Annotated in this window: 20 protein-coding genes; 10 read left to right on the forward strand and 10 right to left on the reverse strand. The window is 64.6% G+C overall.

Annotated features, from left to right (window positions below; all coding sequences use genetic code 11):
* Positions 1–208: 208 nt before the first annotated feature.
* Both FEJ81_RS13665 and aroC read right to left on the reverse strand, forming a co-directional pair.
* Positions 209–2,686 (reverse strand): PAS domain-containing sensor histidine kinase, encoded by a 2,478-nt coding sequence (locus FEJ81_RS13665; RefSeq protein ID WP_138245809.1) that lies wholly within the window; start codon positions 2,684–2,686, stop codon positions 209–211.
* Positions 2,687–2,906: 220 nt separating this feature from the next.
* A complete protein-coding gene (gene aroC, locus FEJ81_RS13670; protein ID WP_138245810.1) occupies positions 2,907–4,058 on the reverse strand; it encodes a chorismate synthase in 1,152 nt (383 codons plus the stop codon).
* A gap of 279 nt (positions 4,059–4,337) precedes the next feature.
* On the opposite strand from aroC, the gene FEJ81_RS13675 reads away from it, so the two are divergent.
* Together FEJ81_RS13675 and FEJ81_RS13680 are read left to right on the forward strand one after the other, a co-directional pair.
* Positions 4,338–5,510, forward strand: a complete 1,173-nt coding sequence (locus FEJ81_RS13675; protein WP_138245811.1) for an MFS transporter — start codon at positions 4,338–4,340, stop codon at positions 5,508–5,510.
* A gap of 173 nt (positions 5,511–5,683) precedes the next feature.
* The gene (locus tag FEJ81_RS13680; protein ID WP_138245812.1) at positions 5,684–6,259 is read left to right on the forward strand and encodes a DoxX family protein; all 576 of its coding nucleotides are present in this window, start codon (positions 5,684–5,686) and stop codon (positions 6,257–6,259) included.
* Positions 6,260–6,689: 430 nt separating this feature from the next.
* Here FEJ81_RS13680 and FEJ81_RS13685 read toward each other — a convergent pair whose 3' ends face one another.
* A complete protein-coding gene (locus FEJ81_RS13685) occupies positions 6,690–7,832 on the reverse strand; it encodes a thiolase family protein (RefSeq protein ID WP_138245813.1) in 1,143 nt (380 codons plus the stop codon).
* A 312-nt stretch (positions 7,833–8,144) separates the two neighbouring features.
* On the opposite strand from FEJ81_RS13685, the gene FEJ81_RS13690 reads away from it, so the two are divergent.
* Positions 8,145–9,125, forward strand: coding sequence for a hypothetical protein (locus tag FEJ81_RS13690; protein ID WP_138245814.1), 981 nt, complete (start codon positions 8,145–8,147; stop codon positions 9,123–9,125).
* Position 9,126: 1 nt separating this feature from the next.
* On the opposite strand, the gene aroA is transcribed toward FEJ81_RS13690, so the two are convergent.
* Both aroA and FEJ81_RS13700 read right to left on the reverse strand, forming a co-directional pair.
* Positions 9,127–10,431: a 3-phosphoshikimate 1-carboxyvinyltransferase gene (aroA, locus tag FEJ81_RS13695; RefSeq protein WP_138245815.1), complete on the reverse strand. Its 1,305-nt coding sequence runs from the start codon at positions 10,429–10,431 to the stop codon at positions 9,127–9,129.
* Between the two features lie 155 nt (positions 10,432–10,586).
* Entirely contained in the window at positions 10,587–11,726 is a 1,140-nt protein-coding gene (locus FEJ81_RS13700; RefSeq protein WP_138245816.1) for a LolA family protein, read from the reverse strand.
* 100 nt (positions 11,727–11,826) lie between these two features.
* On the opposite strand from FEJ81_RS13700, the gene FEJ81_RS13705 reads away from it, so the two are divergent.
* Positions 11,827–13,023: a M24 family metallopeptidase gene (locus FEJ81_RS13705; protein WP_138245817.1), complete on the forward strand. Its 1,197-nt coding sequence runs from the start codon at positions 11,827–11,829 to the stop codon at positions 13,021–13,023.
* 61 nt (positions 13,024–13,084) lie between these two features.
* On the opposite strand, the gene FEJ81_RS13710 is transcribed toward FEJ81_RS13705, so the two are convergent.
* The 4 genes from FEJ81_RS13710 to FEJ81_RS13720 form a co-directional block, all read right to left on the reverse strand.
* Positions 13,085–13,507 (reverse strand): sterol desaturase, encoded by a 423-nt coding sequence (locus tag FEJ81_RS13710; protein ID WP_138245818.1) that lies wholly within the window; start codon positions 13,505–13,507, stop codon positions 13,085–13,087.
* A gap of 112 nt (positions 13,508–13,619) precedes the next feature.
* Positions 13,620–14,636 (reverse strand): aldo/keto reductase, encoded by a 1,017-nt coding sequence (locus tag FEJ81_RS13715; RefSeq protein WP_138245819.1) that lies wholly within the window; start codon positions 14,634–14,636, stop codon positions 13,620–13,622.
* Positions 14,637–14,694: 58 nt separating this feature from the next.
* Positions 14,695–14,871: a hypothetical protein gene (locus FEJ81_RS23255; RefSeq protein ID WP_175416425.1), complete on the reverse strand. Its 177-nt coding sequence runs from the start codon at positions 14,869–14,871 to the stop codon at positions 14,695–14,697.
* Positions 14,871–15,824, reverse strand: a complete 954-nt coding sequence (locus FEJ81_RS13720; RefSeq protein WP_138245820.1) for a TIGR03557 family F420-dependent LLM class oxidoreductase — start codon at positions 15,822–15,824, stop codon at positions 14,871–14,873. Before FEJ81_RS13720 ends, FEJ81_RS23255 begins: the two co-directional genes overlap by 1 nt.
* 223 nt (positions 15,825–16,047) lie before the next feature.
* Here FEJ81_RS13720 and FEJ81_RS13725 point away from each other — a divergent pair, with 223 nt between their 5' ends.
* The 5 genes from FEJ81_RS13725 (at position 16,048) to FEJ81_RS13745 (ending at position 20,089) form a co-directional block, all read left to right on the forward strand.
* On the forward strand, positions 16,048–17,034 hold the full coding sequence (locus FEJ81_RS13725) for an ABC transporter ATP-binding protein (RefSeq protein WP_138245821.1): 987 nt from the start codon (positions 16,048–16,050) through the stop codon (positions 17,032–17,034).
* Positions 17,031–17,804: an ABC transporter permease gene (locus FEJ81_RS13730; protein ID WP_138245822.1), complete on the forward strand. Its 774-nt coding sequence runs from the start codon at positions 17,031–17,033 to the stop codon at positions 17,802–17,804. The genes FEJ81_RS13725 and FEJ81_RS13730 overlap by 4 nt, the downstream gene beginning before the upstream one ends.
* 90 nt (positions 17,805–17,894) lie before the next feature.
* A complete protein-coding gene (truD, locus tag FEJ81_RS13735; protein WP_138245823.1) occupies positions 17,895–19,274 on the forward strand; it encodes a tRNA pseudouridine(13) synthase TruD in 1,380 nt (459 codons plus the stop codon).
* A gap of 145 nt (positions 19,275–19,419) precedes the next feature.
* Positions 19,420–19,716, forward strand: coding sequence for a hypothetical protein (locus tag FEJ81_RS13740; protein ID WP_138245824.1), 297 nt, complete (start codon positions 19,420–19,422; stop codon positions 19,714–19,716).
* Between the two features lie 46 nt (positions 19,717–19,762).
* Positions 19,763–20,089, forward strand: coding sequence for a hypothetical protein (locus FEJ81_RS13745; RefSeq protein WP_138245825.1), 327 nt, complete (start codon positions 19,763–19,765; stop codon positions 20,087–20,089).
* A 22-nt stretch (positions 20,090–20,111) separates the two neighbouring features.
* On the opposite strand, the gene FEJ81_RS13750 is transcribed toward FEJ81_RS13745, so the two are convergent.
* A complete protein-coding gene (locus FEJ81_RS13750; protein ID WP_138245826.1) occupies positions 20,112–20,630 on the reverse strand; it encodes a hypothetical protein in 519 nt (172 codons plus the stop codon).
* Between the two features lie 120 nt (positions 20,631–20,750).
* Between FEJ81_RS13750 and surE the strand changes: the two genes are divergently transcribed.
* Positions 20,751–21,587, forward strand: coding sequence for a 5'/3'-nucleotidase SurE (gene surE, locus FEJ81_RS13755; protein ID WP_138245827.1), 837 nt, complete (start codon positions 20,751–20,753; stop codon positions 21,585–21,587).
* The last annotated feature ends 22 nt before the right edge of the window (positions 21,588–21,609 follow it).

Genomic DNA, 21,609 nt, shown 5'->3' on the forward strand with positions numbered 1-21,609 from the left:
GCCACCTAACACGGCATTTTCTCTCTATCGAATTCCCCACTGATCAGTACTGGTGACACAGGTACCACGCCGAGCATCCGCGAGCGAAGCGAGCGGTTCACTGCCGAAGCGGGCGACGCCCGCGGAGGGGTCTTTGTAGCGTCGGTTTTTGTGCATCGGGTTTGCTCGCGACGCTCTCTCGCTTCTCGGCACCAAAGGTTCGGTACCCTTACTGCACCCGATTATCCCTGCCCGCTTTCGTAGCCGGCACTGTAAACGAGAACGTCGCTCCTTCATTCGGACTCGACTCGACCCAGATCTTCCCGCCATGCCGTTCGACGATCCTGCGACAGAGAGCAAGTCCGATTCCCGTTCCGGAATGTTCCTCATGACTGTGAAGACGCTGAAATACCTCGAAAACACGATCGCTATCATCGGAATCGATTCCAATTCCGTTATCGTGAACGGATACTTCCCACATCGTACCGTTCCGTTCAGCAGTGATTTGTACGTGAGGCGGTTCGTCGCCGCTGTATTCGATTGCGTTGTCCAACAGGTTCTGAAAGACCTGCCTCAATTGACTGCGATCCCCCTCAACGCGGGGGAGTGATTCGGCCGTGATTTCGGCGTTGCTTTCCGTAATCTGCAATTGGAGATCAGCACGCACGTCCGATAGGACTGCATCCAGGTCGATCGGGTGGAACGGATCGCCCTGTGTCTCGATCCGCGAATATTCAAGCAATGCCTCGATCATCTCACTCATCCGTTCGGCACCATCAACAGCGAACTCGATGAACTCCTGAGCGTCTTCATCGAGATCATCAGAGTACCGCTGTTCAAGCAGTTTCAAATAGCTAGAGACCATTCGTAACGGCTCTTGCAGGTCGTGGGAAGCGGCGTAGGCGAACTGTTCTAAGCGTTCGTTGGACTCTTCGAGTTTTTGTTGGTACTCCTTTCGTTCCGTGATATCTCGGAAATATATCGACAATCCGGTTTCGGACGGATACACGTTGAACCCTAACCAGCTATCGATATCCGCGATATACCTCTCGAAAGTTACCGTCTCTTGTGTTTCCAGTGCTTTCTTGAATTGCTCACGATAGACCTCGGGTGCCTCAGGTAACACTTCCCAAATCTCCCGATCAAGCAACTCCGTTCTAGATCGTTGCAGGATCTCAGCAGCCTGCTCGTTAAGGTGAGTGAACCGCCACTCGTTATCAAGCGCATAGAAGGCGTCGGAAACCCGATCGAAAACTTCACTCAATTCAGTTTCGAGTTCCGTCTTTTGTCGTTCGAGTTGTCGTTCGCGCTTTTTGAGTTCAGTAATATCTTCACCGGTCGTAATGACGCGTTCGATTGTCCCATCAGAACCGAAGAGGGGAGTGGCATTGAGACGGAACTGCATCCGTTCGCCGTTCGGTGGGTCGATAATAATTTCTTCATGGAGTACTGACTCGCCGGTCGCCAGAGCGCGCGCTGATGGCGTTTCAGACGGGGAAATCAACTCCCCGTTCGTATCATAGATTTCCCACTTATCGGCATTGGAAGGCTCCTCGATGATTTCTTGTTCGGAAAGCCCGAGCGCCTCTTGGGCCCTCTCGTTTGCCATCACAGTATCGCCTTCGGTACCTTGAACGGCGATTGCGATCGGTGCCGTACGCAACAACTTCTCAGTTTGCTTGTACTCGCGGCGAAGTTTCTGCTCGCGCTCTTTCTGCTCGGTGATATCGTCAATAGCAGATACGATTCGGTCAGTGTCGTGGTGATCTACTCGGATCGGAGCCGCATTGATCGAAAGCCATCGACGACGGCCGTCCGGAACGTCAGTTTGACACTCGTAATCATAAACGGGCTCACCAGTTTCGACGACTCGAGCCCACGGATATTCGTCGAGAGGAATCGGCTCGCCCTCACTATCATAGATCTCCCACGAATCGACAGCGTATTCCGTAAGTTCTGATTCATCGCTATCGATACGCTCCAGCGCCCGCTGGTTCGCTTGAATGAAGTTACCGTCAAAATTGACCGTATAGAGACTCACTGGCACGGTTTCGAAAATCTGCTCTGTGAGATTTCGTTCCTGACGCAATTGTTGTTCGTATTCTCGCCGCTCCGTCATATCACGCGTGACCTTCGTGAACCCCTGAAGCGTATCGTCCTCATCGCGGATAGCGGTGATGGTGACGTTCGCCCAGAACCGGGAGCCGTCCTCGCGGACGCGCCAACCCTCATCCTCCGTTTTTCCCTCTCGCGCTGCGGTTTCAAGGTTCTGTTCGGGCGCCCCCTCATTGATGTCCTCGTCAGTGTAGAACGTAGAGAAGTGTTCGCCGATAATTTCTGCTTCCTCGTACCCCTTGATTCGTTCTGCCCCGTTGTTCCAGCTAACGACGGTGCCATCGACATCCAGCATGAAGATGGCGTAATCCTCAACCGCATTGACAATAGCAGTGAACTCCTCTTGGTCGAACTGCTGATCGATCGCTGTAATGCCGCTGGAACGCCACCAGACCCGTGTCGCGCCGTCGATCTGTTTCGACCGCAGATCACCTCGTTCTGTGAGTTCTGTTAAGGTATTCCGCGCTCTGTGCCGAGGACAGTCCAGTTTGGAAGCGACTTCAGTGGCAGTAACTGGCGTGCACGGGTGGTCGACTTCCGTAAAAAGATCCCATATATCCTCACAGGTTACATCCGGCGGTGACCCAGCCATGGCATCTAGCAGAAGTCGGTCCCACAAATGTGTGATGATTGTTCAGTTCACATGGATAGTGTGCGCCTCGTTTCTCGAGATGAGTATCTGAAAAACGGATGGGAGACAGAGTCGATCGTTTCGCTTCTGAATTATCTCAGCATCCTATCCCATATCGTTCCGTAACCCATCCCGTATCGTTCTGAGAACGGAACCTTTGAGACTTCGTCCTGACTCGTAGCTACTCGTTGTTCGGGTTGCTCGGGTGGTAGTCCGTGTCGTATTCCCCGGGCTGGTCGTCGACGCGGTCGGGGTTGATCCGGCCACTGAGGAGCATGAAGTCGACCAGCGTCAGCGCGAGCATCGCCTCGACGACGGGGACGCCGCGGGGCGGGAGGACGGGATCGTGGCGGCCGATGACCTTCTCCTCCTTGAGCTCCCCCGTCTCCCAGTCGGCGGTCTGCTGGGACTTGGGAATCGAGGTCGGCGCGTGCAGCGTCACTTCGCCGTAGATCGGCTCGCCGCTCGAGATGCCGCCCTGAATCCCGCCGTGGTCGTTCTCGACGGGCGTCGGATCGCCGTCCTCGTCGAACTCCCAGTCGTCGTTGCGCTCCTTGCCGGTCCACTCCGCCGCCTCGGTTCCGAGGCCGAACTCGAAGGCCGTCGTTGCCGGCACCGCCATCATGGCCTGTCCGAGTCGCGCGGACAGCGAGTCGAAGCGGGGCGCGCCGAGGCCGACGGGGACACCCTGCGCTTCGAAGTAGATGCTCCCGCCGATGGAGTCGCCCTCTTCCTGGTACTCCGCGATCCGCTCTTGCATCGCCTCGGCCGTCTCGGGGTGGGCACAGCGGACGTCGTTCTCCTCCGAGTGTTCCGTGATCTGTTCGAAGCTCACGTCGGGGGCCTCGATATCGCAGATCTGGTTGACGTGAGCCTTGAGTTCGATTCCCTCCCGTGCGAGGATCTTTTTCGCGATCGCGCCCGCGGCGACCCAGTTGACGGTCTCGCGAGCCGACGAGCGGCCGCCGCCGCCCCAGTTGCGCGTGCCGAATTTGGCCGAGTAGGTGAAGTCGCCGTGGCTCGGCCGCGGCGCGGTGATGAAGGGCTCGTACTTGCCCGAGCGGGCGTCCTTGTTCTGGATGACCAGCCCGATCGGCGTCCCCGTCGTGTAACCGTCCTGGATCCCCGATTTGATCGAGACGTCGTCAGGTTCGCCGCGGCTGGTCGTGATCATCGACTGGCCCGGCTTTCGCCGGTCGAGATCCGCCTGAATGTCCTCTTCGGAGAGTTCGAGGCCGGCGGGACAGCCCGAGACGGTACAGCCCATCGCCTCCCCGTGGCTCTCGCCGAACGTGGTCACCTGAAAGAGGCGACCGAAGCGGTTGCCGTTCATTACCACGTCGTCGGAGGCGGGGCCACTTAGCGGTGCAGGGTTCGAACGCGGTCCGATCTCGCGTCGTCGCTCGAGCGATCACTCGAGGTGGAGCCGGCTGCCCATCTCGTCCGTCGCCGTCGCGTCCGAACGGTTTCGCGACCGTCCTCGAGCGTGAAAGATACCGAATATATCAATGAATGATGCCGGATACACTACCGGACTGCACTTTGGTACCCCCGGACACTCCGGTGTCACCACGCTTATACGGCTCACCGCGAAAGTCCGCGAGTAGAACCAATGCGCTGGCAGTACCGGACGACGGTGCTCGTGCTCTGTCTGCTCGCCTTCTTCGTCACCTACTTCGCGCGGATGGCGATCAGTCCGGTCATCCCGTTCATCGTCGCGGATTTCGATGTCTCGAACGCGGAAATCGGGCTCGCGCTGACAGGGATGTGGCTCGCCTACGGTCTCTCGCAGTTCCCGAGCGGCGTCCTCAGCGACCGGTACGGGGAGAAACCGGTCATTCTCGTCGCCGTCGGCGGCACCGTGATCGCGAGCGTCCTGCTGGCGTTCTCGCCGATCTTCGCCGCGTTCGTCGTGCTCGCAGTCGTCCTCGGCTTGGTCGCGGGGCTGCACTACGCCGTCGCGACGACGCTGCTCTCGCGGACGTACGACGAACTCGGCCGCGCGGTCGGAATTCACTCGATGGGCGGCCCGCTGGCCGGACTTGTTGCCCCCGTCGCGGCGGCGTGGGTTGGGACCCGGTTCGGCTGGCGGCCGGCGCTCGCGCTCACCGTCGCGGTCGGCGTTCCGGTCTTCGCGCTGTTCGCGTGGCGGATCCGACCGACCGAGCCACGGCGGCCGGACCAACCGATGCGCGACCGGTTCGAGGTCGCGACGCTGTTCGACCTCGTCTCGCGGCCCGCGGTCGCGTTCACGCTCGCGATCGCCATGCTCGGGACGTTCATCGTCCAGGGACTGCTTACGTTCCTCCCGACCTTCTTCGTCCAGCACCGCGGCTACTCGGCGACGGTTGCCGGGACGGCCTTCTCCGCGTTTTTCGTCGTGCGTACCGTCGGCCAGTTCCTGCTGGGCGACCTCTCCGACCGATACGGGCGCGACCTCGCGATCGGCGGCTCGATGTTCGCCGGGACGATCGGCCTCTTCGGACTGGTCGCCGCGCAATCGCGGGTCGTCGTCGGCGTCGCCGTCCTGCTGGCCGGCCTCGGCTCGAGTTTCTTCGCGGCGCTCGATCCGCGATTCCTCGACCAGTTCGGCGACGCCGAACGCGGTGCCGGCTTCGGGCTCGTCCGGACGTGTTACACCGTCGTCGGCTCCGCCGGCTCCGTCGGCGTCGGGCTGCTGGCCGACCTGTTCGGCTGGGGACCGTCGTTTCTCGTCCTCGGCGGACTGTTCGCGATTACCGTCTGCTCGCTCGCCGTAAACCGGGCGTTCGGTCTCGGCTACTGACCGCACGTCGTCGCGGGGAGGCCACGCGATTCGTCTCGGAGCGACCGCCCCACCGTTCGTCTCGCGACTGCGTGTGATCGGTATAACTTACAGAAAACTATGCTAACACGTATGAATATAATTATATATGCACTGCAGTCCTTCTAGGAAGTAGGAAATTCCCTTCCGTTACCATGACTGCACCCGCTATCTCCCCAGACACGCACAACACGTTCGAAAGCACCGTTCGCGGCTACACGGTCGGCGGTCGCGCCCACAGCCTCTCGGCGTGGTTCGTCCTCTCGCTCCGGCTCATGATGGGCTACGCGTTCGCGTACTCCGGGTTCACGAAACTCGTCGCGGCCGAACCGTTCAGCGCCGGCGGCTATGTAGCGAACGTCGTGGCGACCAACGGCAACCCCCTCGCGAGCGTCTTCGCGTGGATGGGGTCGACCCCGTGGGTCGCCGAGTTCGCGAACGTCGCCGTCCCGTGGGAGGAACTCCTCATCGGACTCGGGCTCCTCGTCGGCGCGTTCGTCCGCCTCGCGGCCTTGTTCGGCGCGTTCATGATGCTCATGTTCTACTTCGGGAACTGGGACATGGCCCACGGGTTCATCAACGGGGACTTCGCGTACATGCTCGTCTTCTTCGCCGTCGCCGCCTTCGGTGCCGGCCGGATTCTGGGCCTCGACGCCCGACTCGAGACCTACGACCTCGGCGGCGAAACGCTCCTCGAGCGCTACCCGCGCCTCGAGTACGTGCTCGGATAAGCGGTCTTACTCTTTCTCTCACTATCGCCCACTTCGGTACTCGAATCGCTTTTGGCGCGGAAACCGCTATCAGTCCCCTCGAGATGTCGCTCCGCTGCAGGAATCATTAAGTCGAACGAGTATTTCTGTCGAACCGATATGAGACGGGCGCGTTTCCGGAGAGGTGACAGAAAACGATGAATGTGATCGTGATCATTATGGCGATGTTTTTCGCTTGTATCGTACTCGTTGCACTGATCGAAGCCTGGTCGAACAGGAATCGGGGCGGAGAGTATCAATGTCGGAACTGCGGCGAACGGTTCGATAGCGCGGAGTATTGCCCGGGCTGTGGGATCAAATTCAGATACTGAAACTCGAGTCCGATCCGTCGGTCAGGCCAGGGATTCAGCCGACGGAATTAGTCTCTCTCGACCGAACTGACTCCGTTACGTCAGGGCAGTTCGAACTCGATCGCCGCACCCTGTCCGAAGCCGACGCACTCGGTCGCGATGCCGCGGTCGACGCCCTGCCGATTCATTTCGTGAACCAGCGTCACCGGCAGTCGCGCGCCCGAACACCCCAGCGGGTGGCCGATAGCGATCGCACCGCCGTTGACGTTGAGTTTGTCGTCCGGAATCCCGAGTTCGCGCTGGGAATACAGCGTCTGGCTGGCGAACGCCTCGTTGATCTCCACGAGCCCGTAGTCGTCGATCTCGCGGCCGGCGCGCTCGAGCAGCCCCTCGGTCGCCGGCACCGGGCCGACACCCATGATCGTCGGGTCGACGCCGGCGACGTAGCTGGTCCCGACTTCGGCGAGGACCTCGAGGTCGTTGTCGTCAGCGAAGTCGCGGCTAGTGAGCATGACGCCGGCCGCGCCGTCGGCGATCTGGGAGGCGTTGCCGGGCGTGACGGTGCCGTCCTCCTTGAACACCGTCGGCAGTTCGGCGAGTTTCTCGGGGGTCGTGCCGGGGCGGAGACCTTCGTCCTCGTCGTGGACGCCGTCGTCGGTTTCGATCGGGACGATCTCGTCGTCGAACTTGCCTTCCTCGGTGGCCTCGACCGCGCGCTGCTGGCTGCGAGCGCCGTACTCGTCCTGTTCCTCGCGGCTGATATCGTACTCCTCGGCGACCTTCTCGGCGGTCATCCCCATCTGGAGGTTCTGCATCCCGTACTTCTCGTCGAGTTTCGGATACATCTCGCCGCTGTCGGCCGCACCCATCTTGACGCGGCTCATGCTCTCGACGCCGCCGGCGATGACCGCGTCGTGGCGGCCAGCGGCGATCGAGTCCGCGGCGCTGATGATCGCCTGCGCGGAGGAGGCACACTGGCGGTCGATGGTCGTCGCCGGAACCGACTCGCCGAGGGAAGAGAAGAGCGCGATCTGTCGTGCGATGTTCGTCCGCTGCTCCGAGCGCTGCTGGGCACAGCCCCACATCAGGTCGTCGACGCCCTCGCCCTCGACGCCCGTCTCGGCGAGCATCTCGTCGACCAGCGGGATCGAGAGGTCTTCGCTGCGAATATCCGCGAGCGCACCGTCTTCTCTCCCCTGTGCCGTTCTAACAGCGCTAACGATTACTGGTGTATTATCTGCCATTGTATGACATCATTGTTCGTGTCGTAAATAGCTATCTCTGCCGGAAAGCGATCGGTGCAAGCAGCGAAGAATGGAGACCTCGAGAAACACCAGTCGTGCCGCTCGAGCGAAACAGCCAGTTCCTCGAGCAGTCCGAAGACGGCGATGTCCGGAGACCAACTGTGTCGACGCCCATGATCGGGTCTTCCATTGGCGACGGAGCGCGAGCGCGAGGGCGAGATGCCGAGCTGTCAGTGGTGAACGTCGCCACTACTTTCCGCTTTGAATATATTGTATCACAAAACTTATTGCATAGATTACCAGTCTAGTACTATGGTTCGCCGCCGCCAGATTCTGCTCACGACACTCGCCGCCGGAGCGACCGGTATCGCGGGCTGTACGAACGACGATACCTCCGACGACAGTACCGAACCCACCGACGAACAGGACGATGAACCGGACGACGACGGAACTCCGGCGGATCTCGAACGTCGAGGTGACGGTATCTACGAGGTCGATATCGGCGCGATCAGCGACGGGCAGGTACAGCTCCACGAGGGAGGGGTCACAGAGGGGACAGTGTCGTACGTTTCCCCGATCAGGATCGAGTGGATGTACGGTCACCTCCGGGACGCCGATGTCCCAGAGTCGTTCGAGATCGACCCGGTCCTCAACACGACCGACGACGCGGAGAACCTCTTTGTGGCACCGGTCTACGACGCCGACGCCGGGAACTGGACGATCAACGCCTACGCCGACGAGATCTACTACGAGACACGGGAGAACCACCAGATCCACCTCGGGAAGTTCATGGGGGCCGTCGACGACCGGGAGATCGAGGAACACGACGCGGGGTTCACTGAACACCACGACGGCATCTACCGAGCGACCGTCGAGTTCGGCCCGACGCCGGGCGATTCCGAGGACCCCCGCATGGTTCACGTCTCGAACATGACCATCGAGGAGGCCGATAGCGACGAAACGGGTCCCGAAGTTGGCGGTTTCCTGAATCCGAACGTCATCGACCGCGATCCGCCCGAGGTTCCGTCCGTCGAGTTCTCGTTCGAGTACGACGACGCGGCCCAGCGAGTCACGATTACTCACGAGAGCGGTGAGACGCTCGACGGTGAGTCGACGTGGACCGTCCTCGGCGGCGATCCCACCGACAAGCAGTTCTCCGGCGAAATCGCACCCGGCGATCAGCTCACCGTCGCGGTGACGGACGCGAGCCCGGGTGACGTACTCATGATCGCCTGGACCGGTCCCGAAACGGACGACGGAATTCCGCTCGGTAGCGTCGAGATTCCGGAGTGAGCTACCGTCCGTCGTCGCGCTCGAGGGCCACGCCTAACTTCTCGAGCACGCCGAAGAAGCCGGGGAACGAGACGTCGACGTGGTCGGCACCCTCGATGGTGGTCTCGCCGTCGGCCGCGAGGCCGGCGAGTGCGAGCGCCATGATGATCCGGTGATCGTCGCACCCGGAGACGGTCGCCCCCTCGAGGACCGAGTCGCCGCCGTGAACCGTCAGCGAATCCTGCTCTTCGGTCGTCTCGACGCCCAGCTTTCCTAACTCCTCGGCCATCGCGCTCACGCGGTCGGTCTCCTTGTAGCGGACGTGCTCGGCGTTCGTAATCTTCGTCTCACCGTCCGCGACCGCGCCCAGCGTTGCGATCGTCGGGAGCAGGTCGGGCGTGTCTTCGACGTCGACCTCGATCCCAGAGAGCGGGGCCGTCGAGACATCGATCGTCCCCTCGTCGCGGTTCCAGTCCACGTCGGCACCCATCCGCTCGACGATGTCGACGATGGCGCTGTCGCCCTGCGCGCTGGGGTGTGCGCCCTCGATGCGGACGCCGTCGCCGTCGCGGCCGGCGATCGCACCCGCCGCGAGCGGATACGAGATCGACGAGAAGTCGCCGGGGACCGCGTACTCGCCGTCGGCGGGCGCGTACGATTGCCCGCCGTCGACGGCGAACCCGGTCTCCGTCTGTCGGGCCTCGACGCCGAAGTCTGCGAGCACCTCGAGCGTGATATCGACGTAGGGCGCGGACTTGAGTTCCGTCTCGAGGTCGATTTCGATCCCCTCGTCGGTGACCGCGCCGGCCATGAGCAGAGCCGTGATGTACTGCGAGGACACGTCGCCGGGGATCGACACCTCGCCGCCCGCGAGGGGGCCGGTGACGACCAGCGGGGCCTGCCCGTTCCCGCGGGTGCTCTCGGCCTCGGCGTCGAGGGCGGAAAGCGCCTCGAGCAGCGGGCCCTGCGGCCGCGAGCGCAGGGACTCGTCGCCGGTCAGGACCGTGATCCCGTCGGCCAGCGCCGCCGCGGCGGTGACGAGTCGCATGGTCGTCCCGCTGTTCGCACAGTCGATGACGTCCGCCGGCACGTCGGGACGGCCGCCGAAGCCGTCGACCGCGAGCGTGCCGTCCGCAGCCCGGTCGACGTCGCCGCCGAACAGTTCGACCGCGCGAGCGGTCGCCTGCGTGTCCGCGCTCCAGAGGGCGTCGCGGACGGTCGCGCCGTCGGCGTAGCCCGCGGCGAGGATCGCCCGGTGGGTGTAGCTCTTCGAGGGCGGTGCCCGCGCCGTGCCGGCGACGCTCGAGGGCGTGATCGTGACGTTCATGCTCGCTCTGTGGAGTGGCCGCGCCTTACCGATACCGATCCCAGCAGTATCGACTCGAGGCGAGCGGTTCGGGTCCGAATTCGGTCAGAGCGCGTCTGTGTCCGTCGATCGGAGGGCAAATGGAAGAATCCGATTTAGGCGAAAACGACGCCGAATTACGGACAGCCGATCGAGGCCGCGATCTCCCGCAGCGGGTCGTCCGCGACCAGACTCGAGACTTCGTAGCTCACGTCGCCACAGTCCCAGAAGATGCTCTGAATCCGGCCGTCCCGGTAGTAGGCCGTCCGGCCGTCGATCTCAATCTCCTCGAGGAGGGTCGGTTTGAATCGCGGTTCCTCGCGGACGACGACGAAGAGTTCGCGGGCGACGACGTTCGGATCGTCGTACCACAGCGTCGTCGTCGTGCCGCCGTACTCGTCGGCCCGCTCGACGACGGTGATTCGATCGGAGAGATACGCGTCGGGAACGTCCGAGTCCGGCAGGTCGTACGGGACTGCATCCTCGGCGACCTCGACCGAGCGGAAGATCCCCGCCGGCTTCGACCCGTCGGTGACGACATCGGCGTCGGCCGGCGGCTGGTAGGTGAACGTTTTCGGCTTCAGCCCCTCGTCGATCGCGAGGTCCTCGTACGTGACGGTCAGACTGTAGCGCGTCTCCTCGCCGTCGCTGACCTCGTTTCGCTCCTTGACCGGATACCGGTACTCGTCGTCGATCCAGACCGTCCGCGAGACGTCTAGCTCCTCGAGATCGCCCGGCGACAGCGGAACGGCGTACGTCGTGTCCCCGACGACGAGATCGATCCGCCGCCCCGTCTCGTCGAGCGGCGGCCGCGTTTCGATGATGTGGGCGTCGCGTCCGTCGACGGTCGCCGTCCCGCCGTAGCCGAGCCGATAGTCCGCGAGGAGGGTCTCGAGTACCTGCAGCGTGCGGTCGGCGTCGACCTTGGTCCCGTGAAACTGGACGTCCACCATGTCCGTCTCCGGGTTGTACTCCCACGTGACCTCCCGGTTGGTCACGATGACCGAGTCGGCCGGTACGTCCGGATCGGTCGACTCGATGACCTCGATCCGCTGATTGGCCGGCGGCTTCCGGGCGACCCGCTCCGTGCGCTCGACGGTCTCGTCCGGGGTTTCGACCGTCACGGTTCGTCGGGCCTCGAGGTCGGTCATGTGACGGCGCGTCTCGATCGCGTCCCGGACGAAATCAGCACTCGAGGGGGAGTCGTCGGCCGGCGAACTGACACAGCCGGCGAGTGCGATCGCGGCCCCCGCTGCCAGAATCCGGCGACGGTTCATACGCGGTGATTACCTCCTTTATTGATAAGTTTGTGGATTCGAATCGATCCGAACGGCTGAGATCCACGGGATTATGTACGCCGACGTTACAGATTCGCACATGAACGTCGATGTCGACCTCTCCGCGCTTCGCGAGTATTTCGAGGCCGAAGGCGTAGACGGCTATCTCATCGATGACGACGCCTCGGACTCCGACCAGCGGTACGTCTCCGGCTTTACCGCCCCGGACCCCTACCAGACGCTGGTGACCCGAGACGGCGTCCACCTGCTCGTCTCGGGACTCGAGTACGGGCGGGCGAGCGCGGACGCGAACGCCGATTCGGTCACCCGGCGGGCGGCGTACGACTACCAGCGGCTGGTCGCCGAACACGGCCAGTACGAGGGCAAAATCCGCACGCTCGCCGCCTTTCTCGAGGCCCACGACGTCGAATCGATCGCGGTCCCGCGGAACTTTCCGACGGGGACCGCGGACGGTCTGCGGGAGTTCGGCCTCGGCGTGACGGTCGAACGCGAGGGGATCATCGCGACTATCCGCGCGACGAAAACCGATTGGGAGGTCGACCAGATCCGGGCGAGCCAGCGAGCCAACGAGGCCGCGATGGCGAGAGCCGAGGAGCTGATCGCGACCGCCGATATCGAGGACGGGATTCTCGTCCGCGACGGCGACCCGCTCACCAGCGAGCGAGTCACGGAGGAGATCGAGGTCACCCTGCTCCGCCACGGCTGTGGGTTAGACGAGACTATCGTCGCCTGCGGAGCCGACGGCGCGGATCCCCACGACCGCGGCAGCGGCCCGCTCGAGCCCGACGAGTTGATCGTGATCGACATTTTCCCGCGGGACAAGGAGACGGGCTACTTCGCGGACATGACCCGAACGTTCGCCCGCGGCGACCCCGGCGAGGAAGCCCGCCGGCGCTACGAGGTCACTCGCGACGCGTACGAGGCCGCCCTCGAGACCGTCGAAGCCGGCGTGACGGGAGCCGACGTGCACGGCACAGCCTGTGACGTGATCGAGGACGCGGGCTACGAGACCCTGCGGAGCGATCCGAACGCCGAGACCGGCTTCATCCACAGCACGGGCCACGGCGTCGGCCTCGACATCCACGAGGAGCCGAGCGTCTCGCCCGCCGGTGGCGACCTCGAGCCGGGTCACGTCATCTCGATCGAACCCGGCATCTACGATCCCGCGGTCGGCGGCGTCCGCATCGAGGACCTGATCGTCGTCACCGAAGACGGCTACGAGAACCTGACCGAGTATCGGATCGGGCTCGAGCCGACCGCCGACGGGGAACGGTAGACCGCCGCGGGTTCGGTGATGTATCGGTTCGGACCGGAATGTCGTCTCTGACACTGCGGCGTCAGTCGTCGTCCGCCGAATACGACGTGCGGGCGTTCGAGGAAGCGCCGGTCGATGAGTCTTCGACCCGTTCTAGCACGGCGATCGTCCCCGCGGCGTACGCGACTACGCCGGCACCCGTGACGAGGAACCCGAGTCCGAGCCGTAGCTCCTCGGAAACCGGGAGCGCCGGACTCACCCCCGTGAGAGCGGCGAGGGTAACGAGTCCGATGCTGAGCCCCGTCCACCGCTTATCGGCCCACGTTTCGCCCGTGGCGTATGCTGGATACAGACGGCCGATGCGGAAGGTGAGTCCGAGCCCGCAGGCCCAGCACAGCCCGGCTACGAGCGCGAGGCTGGCGTATCCGCTGAGCCAGTAGATCCCGGCCCCGATTCCGCCTCCGAGCAAGAGAGCGATGAGGGTGTGTCGACGGGCGCGTTGCATAGTGGCGGAAACGTTCGACTGTCAGATAAATGTAATCGAATATACGTTATTGGTACTCGCTGTGACCCTCGCTTCGGGTACCGAAACGGAGTCGAGCCACGACGATCCTGAGTCAGCGATAGCCGCCGTCGTCTGCCCCGCGAGCGGCGTCGATCCGCTCGAACTGCTCGTCGCTCAACTCGAGGTCGACCGCGCCGACGTTCTCTTCGAGTTGGTCGGTCGTCCGCGCGCCGACGATCGGCACGCAGGTAACCCGGTCTTGCTCCATCAGCCAGCGCAGCGAGACCTGTGCGGGTGTGGCATCGATTTCGTCGGCAACGGTCTCAACGGCCTCGAGGACGTCCCACGCGGTGTCGCTCGTGTAGCGGTCCTCGAACAGGTCGGTGAGGCTGCCGCGGGCGCCGTCGGGTGCGATGACGGTCCCGTCGTCGGCCCGCTCGTACTTTCCGGTGAGGAAGCCGCCGGCCAGCGGCGAGTACGGACAGACGGCGATGTCCTGATCGGCACAGACGTCGAGGTAATCGCCCACGTCGTCCGTATCGGCCGCGTTGAACATCGGCTGAGTCACGTCGAAGCGCTCGAGGCCCTCGGCGTCGCTCGTCCACAGCGCCTTGGTGAGCTTCCAGGCGGCCATGCTCGAGGCCCCCAGATAGTGGACCTTCCCCTCCCGGACGAGTTCGGTCAGCGTCTGCATGGTCTCCCGGATCGGCGTGGTCTCGTCCCAGCGGTGGATGTAGTACAGGTCGAGGTAGTCGGTTCCGAGCCGCTCTAAGGTGCCCTCGATCTGGGCGCGGATGTGCTTGCGCCCGAGCCCGGAGTCGTTCGGTCCGGGTTCGCCGCGACCGTCGAACGGGAAGTAGACCTTCGAGGCGAGGACGACGTCCTCGCGGTGGATATCGCGGTCCTCGAGCCACTCGCCGATCCACTTCTCGCTGGTGCCGTTCGGATCGCCGTAGACGTTCGCGGTGTCGATGAAGTTGATGCCGCGATCCCAGGCGGTGTCGAGCAGTTCGTGGGCCTCCTCGCGGTCAGTTTCGACGGTGCCGTCGCTCTCCTTTCCGAAGCGCCACGTGCCGAAGCAAAGTTTCGAGACTGTCGTACCCGTATCGCCGAGCGTGGTGTACTCCATGGGCACAGGTTCGTCCGCAGGGTGCAAAACGGATGGGGAAGCGGCGAGCGAGCGTCGGTCACTCGAGCGCGGTGACGATTCGTCGAACGCGGACGCGATGGGACCGCGAGCGGTCCTCTCGTCGTTCCGAAATGATCCGCTCGAGTTCGGTCGCTGTCTCGTCGGTCAGGGTGCCGTAGTACTCCTCGAGTCCGGTCACGTCTCCGTGTTTGGGTTCGAACAGGAAAACGCTCACTAGAACGACGGCAGTACCTCCTCCTCGTAGAACTCGATCGCCTTCTCCTGTTCCTCGCCGATCTGGTGGAAGTAGACGTGATCGTAGCCGGCGTCGATTGCCTGCTCGATGCTGTCGATGTGGGCCTGTGGGTCCGGCTCGGTGGCCGTGCCGGCCTCGGCGATGTCCTCTTTCTCGACCATCTGGGCGGCCTGTTCGAAGTGGGCCGGCGTCGGGAGTTCCTGCCCGAGTTCGCCCGAAATCGAGCCGTTTGGCCACTGCTCGTAGATCGTCTCGATCGCCTCCTCCTCGCTGTCTGCGTAGCAGCCGTGGAGTTGGGTGTACTTCGGCCCCTCGCCGCCGGCCTCCTCGTAGGCCTCGACCGGCTCCGATTTGGGGCCGGAACACCAGAGCCCGTCGGCGGTCTCGGCGACCCACTGGGCCGTCTGCGGGCCGAACGCGCTCCCGATCGTCGTCGGCTGCTCGTCGGGAACCGTATAGAGCCGCGCGTTCTCGACCGTGTAGTACTCGCCGTGGTGGCTCGTCGTCTCGCCGGTCCAGAGCGACCGCATCACGTCCATCGCCTCGTCCAACATCTCGAGGCGAACGTCGTGTTCGGGCCAGCGCTCGCCGGTGACGTGCTCGTTCAGGTTCTCGCCGGTGCCGACGCCGAACGTGAAGCGATCGCCGAGCATCTCGTCGACGGTGGCGACCGCGTGGGCGACGTTGACCGGATGGATCCGGATCGTCGGGCAGGTGACGCCGACGCCGACCTCGATCTCGTCGGTCGCGGTCGCGATCCCGCCCAGCGTCGACCAGACGAACGGCGACTCGCCCTGCGCGGAGACCCACGGATGGAAGTGATCCGAAATCGAGAGGAAGTCGAAGCCGGCGTCCTCCGCCTTGCGGGCGATATCGACCAGTTCCTGCGGACCGAACTCCTCGCTCGAGAGGGTGTATCCGAGTTTGACCATTCTCGGCTCGCTACCACGAACTGACCGGTAACGGTTGAGCCTGCGAGGGCAAGAGCGCGGGCGCGGTTCGGAGGTGCGCGGTTCGGAACGAACGAAGTGAGTGAGAACCGCGATGCGAACGGCGACGCCGTGAGCGATATCCGTATTCGAACGTGGACGACACCGTCCGTGAGTCCTTGCGAGAATCGAACCCCTTACCCGCGATGCGCGGGAACCGCTCCGTATGGAAGCCGTAGTCGACGCGACGGATCTCGAGAAGCGCTACGGCGAGACGACGGCGCTCGCGGGGGCGTCGCTGTCCGTCGAGGCCGGCGAGGTCTTCGCGCTGATCGGCCCGAACGGGGCCGGCAAGACGACGCTCGTCCGCGCGCTGACGGGAACGACCGACCCGGACGACGGAACGGCACGAATTCTCGGCGAGACGCCGTCGGCCGTCGACCGCGACCGGCTCGGCGTGTTGCCACAGGAGTTCTCGCCGCCCGCCCGGCTCAGCGCGCGCGAACTGCTGGCCTATTACGCGGGCCTCTACGACGACGCGCGGGACCCCGACGACGTCCTCGCGGATGTCGGCCTCGTCGACGCCGGCGAGACGTGGTACGAGGATCTCTCGGGCGGCCAGCAGCGTCGGGCCTGCGTCGGCTCCACGCTGGTCAACGACCCCGACCTGCTCTTCCTCGACGAGCCGACGACCGGCATCGACCCCGCCGGTCGCCGCACCGTCTGGCGGCTGATCGAGGACCTCGCCGACGCCGGGACGACCGTCGTCCTGACCACCCACGACATGGCCGAGGCCGAACGCCTCGCCGACCGCGTCGGCCTGCTCGCCGACGGCCGCCTCGTCGCGCAGGGAACGCCCGAGGCGCTCGTCCGCGACCACGGCGGCTCGAGCCGGCTCACGGTCGAAACGGCCGCCGATTTGGACGCCTTCGCCGACCTCGAGTACCCGGTCGAACGCCCGGACCGCGGCCGGGGCCGCAATCCGGAGAAGGCGGTCGTCGTCCGCGACATCGATCCCGCCGCGATCGGCGCGGTGGTCGACTACCTCGAGGCGCGGGACATCGAGTACACCGAACTCTCGTGGGCCGAACCCGACCTCGAGGATGTCTATCTCTCCCTGGCCGATACGGCGGAACGCGAGCGGACTGATCGTCTCGAGGGCGAGCGCGGAGCCGACGACTCCGATCTCGCACGTGCGGGTGAGACGGCATGAGTCGGATGGGCCGTGTCGGGGCCGAGACGAGCGCCGGGTGGCGGTCGTTCGTCCGCCGGCGGACGGCGGTCTTTTTCACCTTCTTCTTCCCGGTAATCCTGATCGTCATCTTCGGGGCGCTCATTCGCACCGATCCGACCGGAGAGGGGCTGTTCACGGAGCCGGCGGCGTACTACGTGCCGGGCTATCTCGCCGTCGTCGTCCTCTTTACGCCCCTGTCGCGGATGGGCAGCGAGGTCGCGCGCCACCGCGAGGGCAGTCGCTTCGAGAAGCTCGCGACGACGCCGCTTTCCCGCGGCGAGTGGCTGCTCGCCCAGATCGTCGTCAACGCCGTCATCATCGGACTGGCGAGCCTGCTCATCCTCGGATTGGTGATCGTGCTGACCGGCGCTGAGATCGCGTTCTCGCCGTTGCTGGTGCCGTACATCCTCGTCGGCGTCGTCTGCTTCTGTAGCGTCGGCGCGATGCTCGGCAGCTTCACCGACTCCCAAGACGGCGCGGTCGCCGCCAGCAACGCGATCGGCCTCCCGCTGCTCTTCCTCTCGGAGACGTTCATCTCGCTGTCCCAACTGCCCGGCTGGTTCGAGCCGCTGGTGAACCTCTCGCCGCTGACCTACTTCGCGCGGGGCGTGCGGGCCGCGACCGACGCCGACGCGGGGACGCCCGCTGTCGCCGGCGTCGATCCCGCGATCGCGAATCTCGGAATCCTCGCCGTCCTCGCTGTCGTCGCGTTCGTAATCGGTGCGTGGTCGATTCCGCGGACGGACTGACTGCGGGGCCGAGACGAATCGACAGCGAACGATTCTCCGCCGCGAGAACGAACCGATTTACGCCCGGCACTCGAATCGCCGCCCATCAGTATGCGCTCAGCCCACCCTACGGAGCAGGCCGTCGGCATGGACCACTACGTCAGCGAGACCGACGGCGTCGGCGGTCGCCTGCGCGAGGACGACGCGGACTTCCGGGTGCGCGAACTCGAGCGCTTCGACACCGAACCCGTCGACGCGCCGACGGACGCCTACCCCCACCTCGTCTTCCGGGCGACGCTGCGAGGGTGGGACACCAACGATTTCGCCTCGCGGCTCTCGGACGCGCTCGGCCTCTCGAGAGAGCGGGTCAACTGGGCCGGCACGAAGGACAAGTATGCCGTGACCACCCAGCTGTTTTCGGTCTACGGAGCCGATCCCGCGGACCTGCCGGAAATCGACGGCGTCGATCTCGAGGTTCTGGGCCGCGCGGGGCGGAACCTCGAGTTCGGCGACCTCGCGGGCAACGCGTTCGAACTCGTCGTCACCGACCCCGAACGGCCGGAAAACGCCGCGGCGATCACCGACGAACTGCGCGCGTTCGGCGGGCTCGAGAGCGGCGGTGGCGGGGCGTCGAACGGCGATTCCGACGACGAGAGAGCGGTCTCGATCGGCGTCCCCAACTTCTTCGGCCAGCAGCGCTTCGGGAGCCGCCGGCCGGTGACCCATAAAGTAGGCCTCGCGATCGCCCGCGACGACTGGGAGGGCGCGGTGATGGCCTACCTCGGGAATCCGACGGACGCGGAACCCGAGGGAACGCAGGAAGCCAGAGCCTTCGTCGAGGAGACGAGAGACTGGCAGGAAGCCCTCGAGCGGGTGCCACACCGACTGCGCTACGAGCGCTCGATGATCCACGCCCTCGCCGAGTACGACGGCGAGCCGGGTCCCGAGCAGTTCAGAGCGGCCCTCGAGCGGGTGCCCTCGAACCTCCAGCGGCTGTTCGTCCACGCAGCCCAGTCCTACGCGTTCAACCTGATGCTTTCCGAGCGCCTCGAGCGCGGGCTCCCCTTCGACCGCCCCGTCGCGGGCGACGTGGTCTGTTTCTCGGACACCGACGCTCCCGACGGGCTCGCACTGCCCGACACCGATCGGCTCCAGCGGGTCGACGAGCGCCGGGTCGACTCGGTGACCCGCCACTGCGAGCGCGGCCGGGCGTTCGTCACCGCGCCGCTGGTCGGCACCGAGACCGAACTCGCCGACGGCGAGCAGGGCGAAATCGAGCGCAGCGTTCTCGACGACCTCGGCCTCGAGCCCGCGGACTTCGATCTTCCCGGCGAGTTCAATTCGACCGGTACCCGGCGAGCCGTGCTCCTCCGGACGGATCTGGCCCTCGAGACGGAGCCGCTGACCCTCGAGTTCGCGCTGCCGAAGGGGTCGTACGCGACGGTCGTCCTGCGGGAGTACCTGAAGGTCGATCCGGTCGACCTCGGCTGAGAGCAATGGGACTGACGCCAGTTCCCGGCGACCAGCACCGACGCGAGCGGCGACATGACACAATCTTTAGGTCGTTGTCACGAGTATCGACGCGACGAATGGACACCGCGACTCACCACGCGCCGAATCGGGAACTTCCCCACGTATGATCGGGACCCACGGAGACCGCGAGATCGTCGACTGGCGGAAGACGACCGAGGACGGGGAGACGGTGTACGAGATCGAGTACGACGGGCCCGCGCCGGAGTTGACGGGCCGATCGAAGTCGCTGTTCGGCGCGAGCAGCGGCGGAACGGTCCCGGCCGGCGAGCAGTACTACCAGCTTCCGGACGGCGAACAAATCGCCGCGACCGAGGCGGCGTTCGAGGTCGACGGAAGTACGCTTCGGGTCCGCCGCCAGCGATCGCTAGTGGCTCGTCTGCGACGGTACCTACCGTGGTGACGGCCCGACCAGTATTGTTAAGTAACTATCAGGTGTTTTGGGACCTATGTTCGAGTCCTACTCGCTATTCCTGTCGGCGCTATACGTCGTACAGGGGCTACTGGGCCTCTTCGAACAGCGGCTCTACACCGACACGCAGCGAGCGCGCGCACCGCTGCTCTCGAGAGTCCATCTCCTCAGTTCGATCGCGATCACCGTCGTCGGCGTCGCCAGCGCGTTCTGGGTTCGCCTGAGCGGACTCCCGACGATCTGGTATCCGACGATCCTCTCGTGCGGGCTGTTTGTCCAGATCGTCGTTCAGGGGCGGATGTACCGGGCGATGGGCGTCTCACACAGCCCGGTGATCGACCGCGTTTCGGCGCGCCTGCACTGACTGCCGCCTTGAGTCGTCCTTCTCAGAAGAAGGTTCGGAGTATCGCACCGAAGCCGGTGGCTCCGATACAGACCGCGAGGAGGCCGCCGATTCCGGTCACCGCGAGCGCCCCGCTGAGACAGGCAGCAACCAGCAGCGGCTTCAACCAGCCGTCGTTGCGACCGACCAGTCGGTCGGCGATGGCGAGGTAGGCGATCGCGCCGCCGATCGCCCACACCAGATACGCGACGACGATGAGCGGCACTGCGAGCAGGATGCCGATGATCGTGATGGCCAGGAGCAGTATCACTAACCCGAACGCGAGCAGCGAGATGATCCCGTACGCGAAGGTTCCGACCGGGTCCTCGAGCACGTCCCCCATCATCCGCTCGGTGAACTCGGGGGCAACGGCGACCAAAATCGCGCCGACGACCAGCGTGGACAGGAACGCGCCGATCGCGCCGCCGAGAAGTCCGTTCGTCGTCCCGATATCGACGTTGACGCCGGGGTCAGTCTGTGCGAGCAGCGAGGCAATCCGTGGCCAGTAGTCGAATCCGATCATGCATCCCGTAGGAGCGACGAGTACGTAAACCGAACTGTCACGGAGCCCGCGGACAGTCGGGACCGAACCCGCGGGGGACCGAACTGATACGTAGCTCGCCCGCCACCGGACGAACAGGCAATGGAACTGGATTCGGACCCCCACATTCTCCTGACGAACGACGACGGAATCGACGCGCCCGGCATCCGAGCATTACACGACGCGCTCTCGGCGGTCGGCACGGTCACGGTCGTCGCGCCCGACCGGAACCGGAGCGCGGTCGGCCGGTCGCTGTCCTACGGCCGGACGCGGTCGGCCGACGACGACCGCTCGCTGGATCTCGAGGCCGACTCGTTTACCTCGCTGGTCCCGCACACAGACCACGACCTCGGCTACGCCGTCGACGGCACCCCCTGTGACTGCGCCATCGTCGGGGTCAAGGCCCTCGAGCCGGCCCCCGATATCGTCGTCTCGGGCTGTAACTCGGGGGCGAACCTCGGGACCTACGTGTTCTCCCGATCGGGGACCGTCAGCGCCGCCATGGAGGCGGCCTTCCTCGGCACCCCGTCGATCGCCGTCTCGATGGACACGCTCGGCCACGACGGCGACCTCGAGCCGGCGGACTTCGAACGCGCGGGCGAGATCGCCGCGACGTTGGTTGACGGCGCGCCCGGAACCGGGCTGTTCGACCGCGTGGACTACCTGAACGTCAACGTGCCGCGGCCGGACTGCAAGCCCAATGGCGTCGAACTGACTCGGCCGACCGACGTCTACGAGATGGACGCGACGTTCGAGAACGGCCGGTTTCAGCTGACCAACCGGCTCTGGCAGCAGATGGCGAACCGGGACATTCCCGACCCCGACGACACCGACCGGCACGCGCTGCTCGAGGAGCAGGTGTCGGTCTCGCCGCTCAGAGTGCCCTACGAGGTCGTCGACACGGAGCCGGTTCGGACCGTTCTCACCGACATTCTGTAGTTGCTGACCATCTCGAACGCGG

The sequence above is a fragment of the Natrinema versiforme genome (assembly GCF_005576615.1).
Lineage (GTDB): Archaea > Halobacteriota > Halobacteria > Halobacteriales > Natrialbaceae > Natrinema > Natrinema versiforme_A.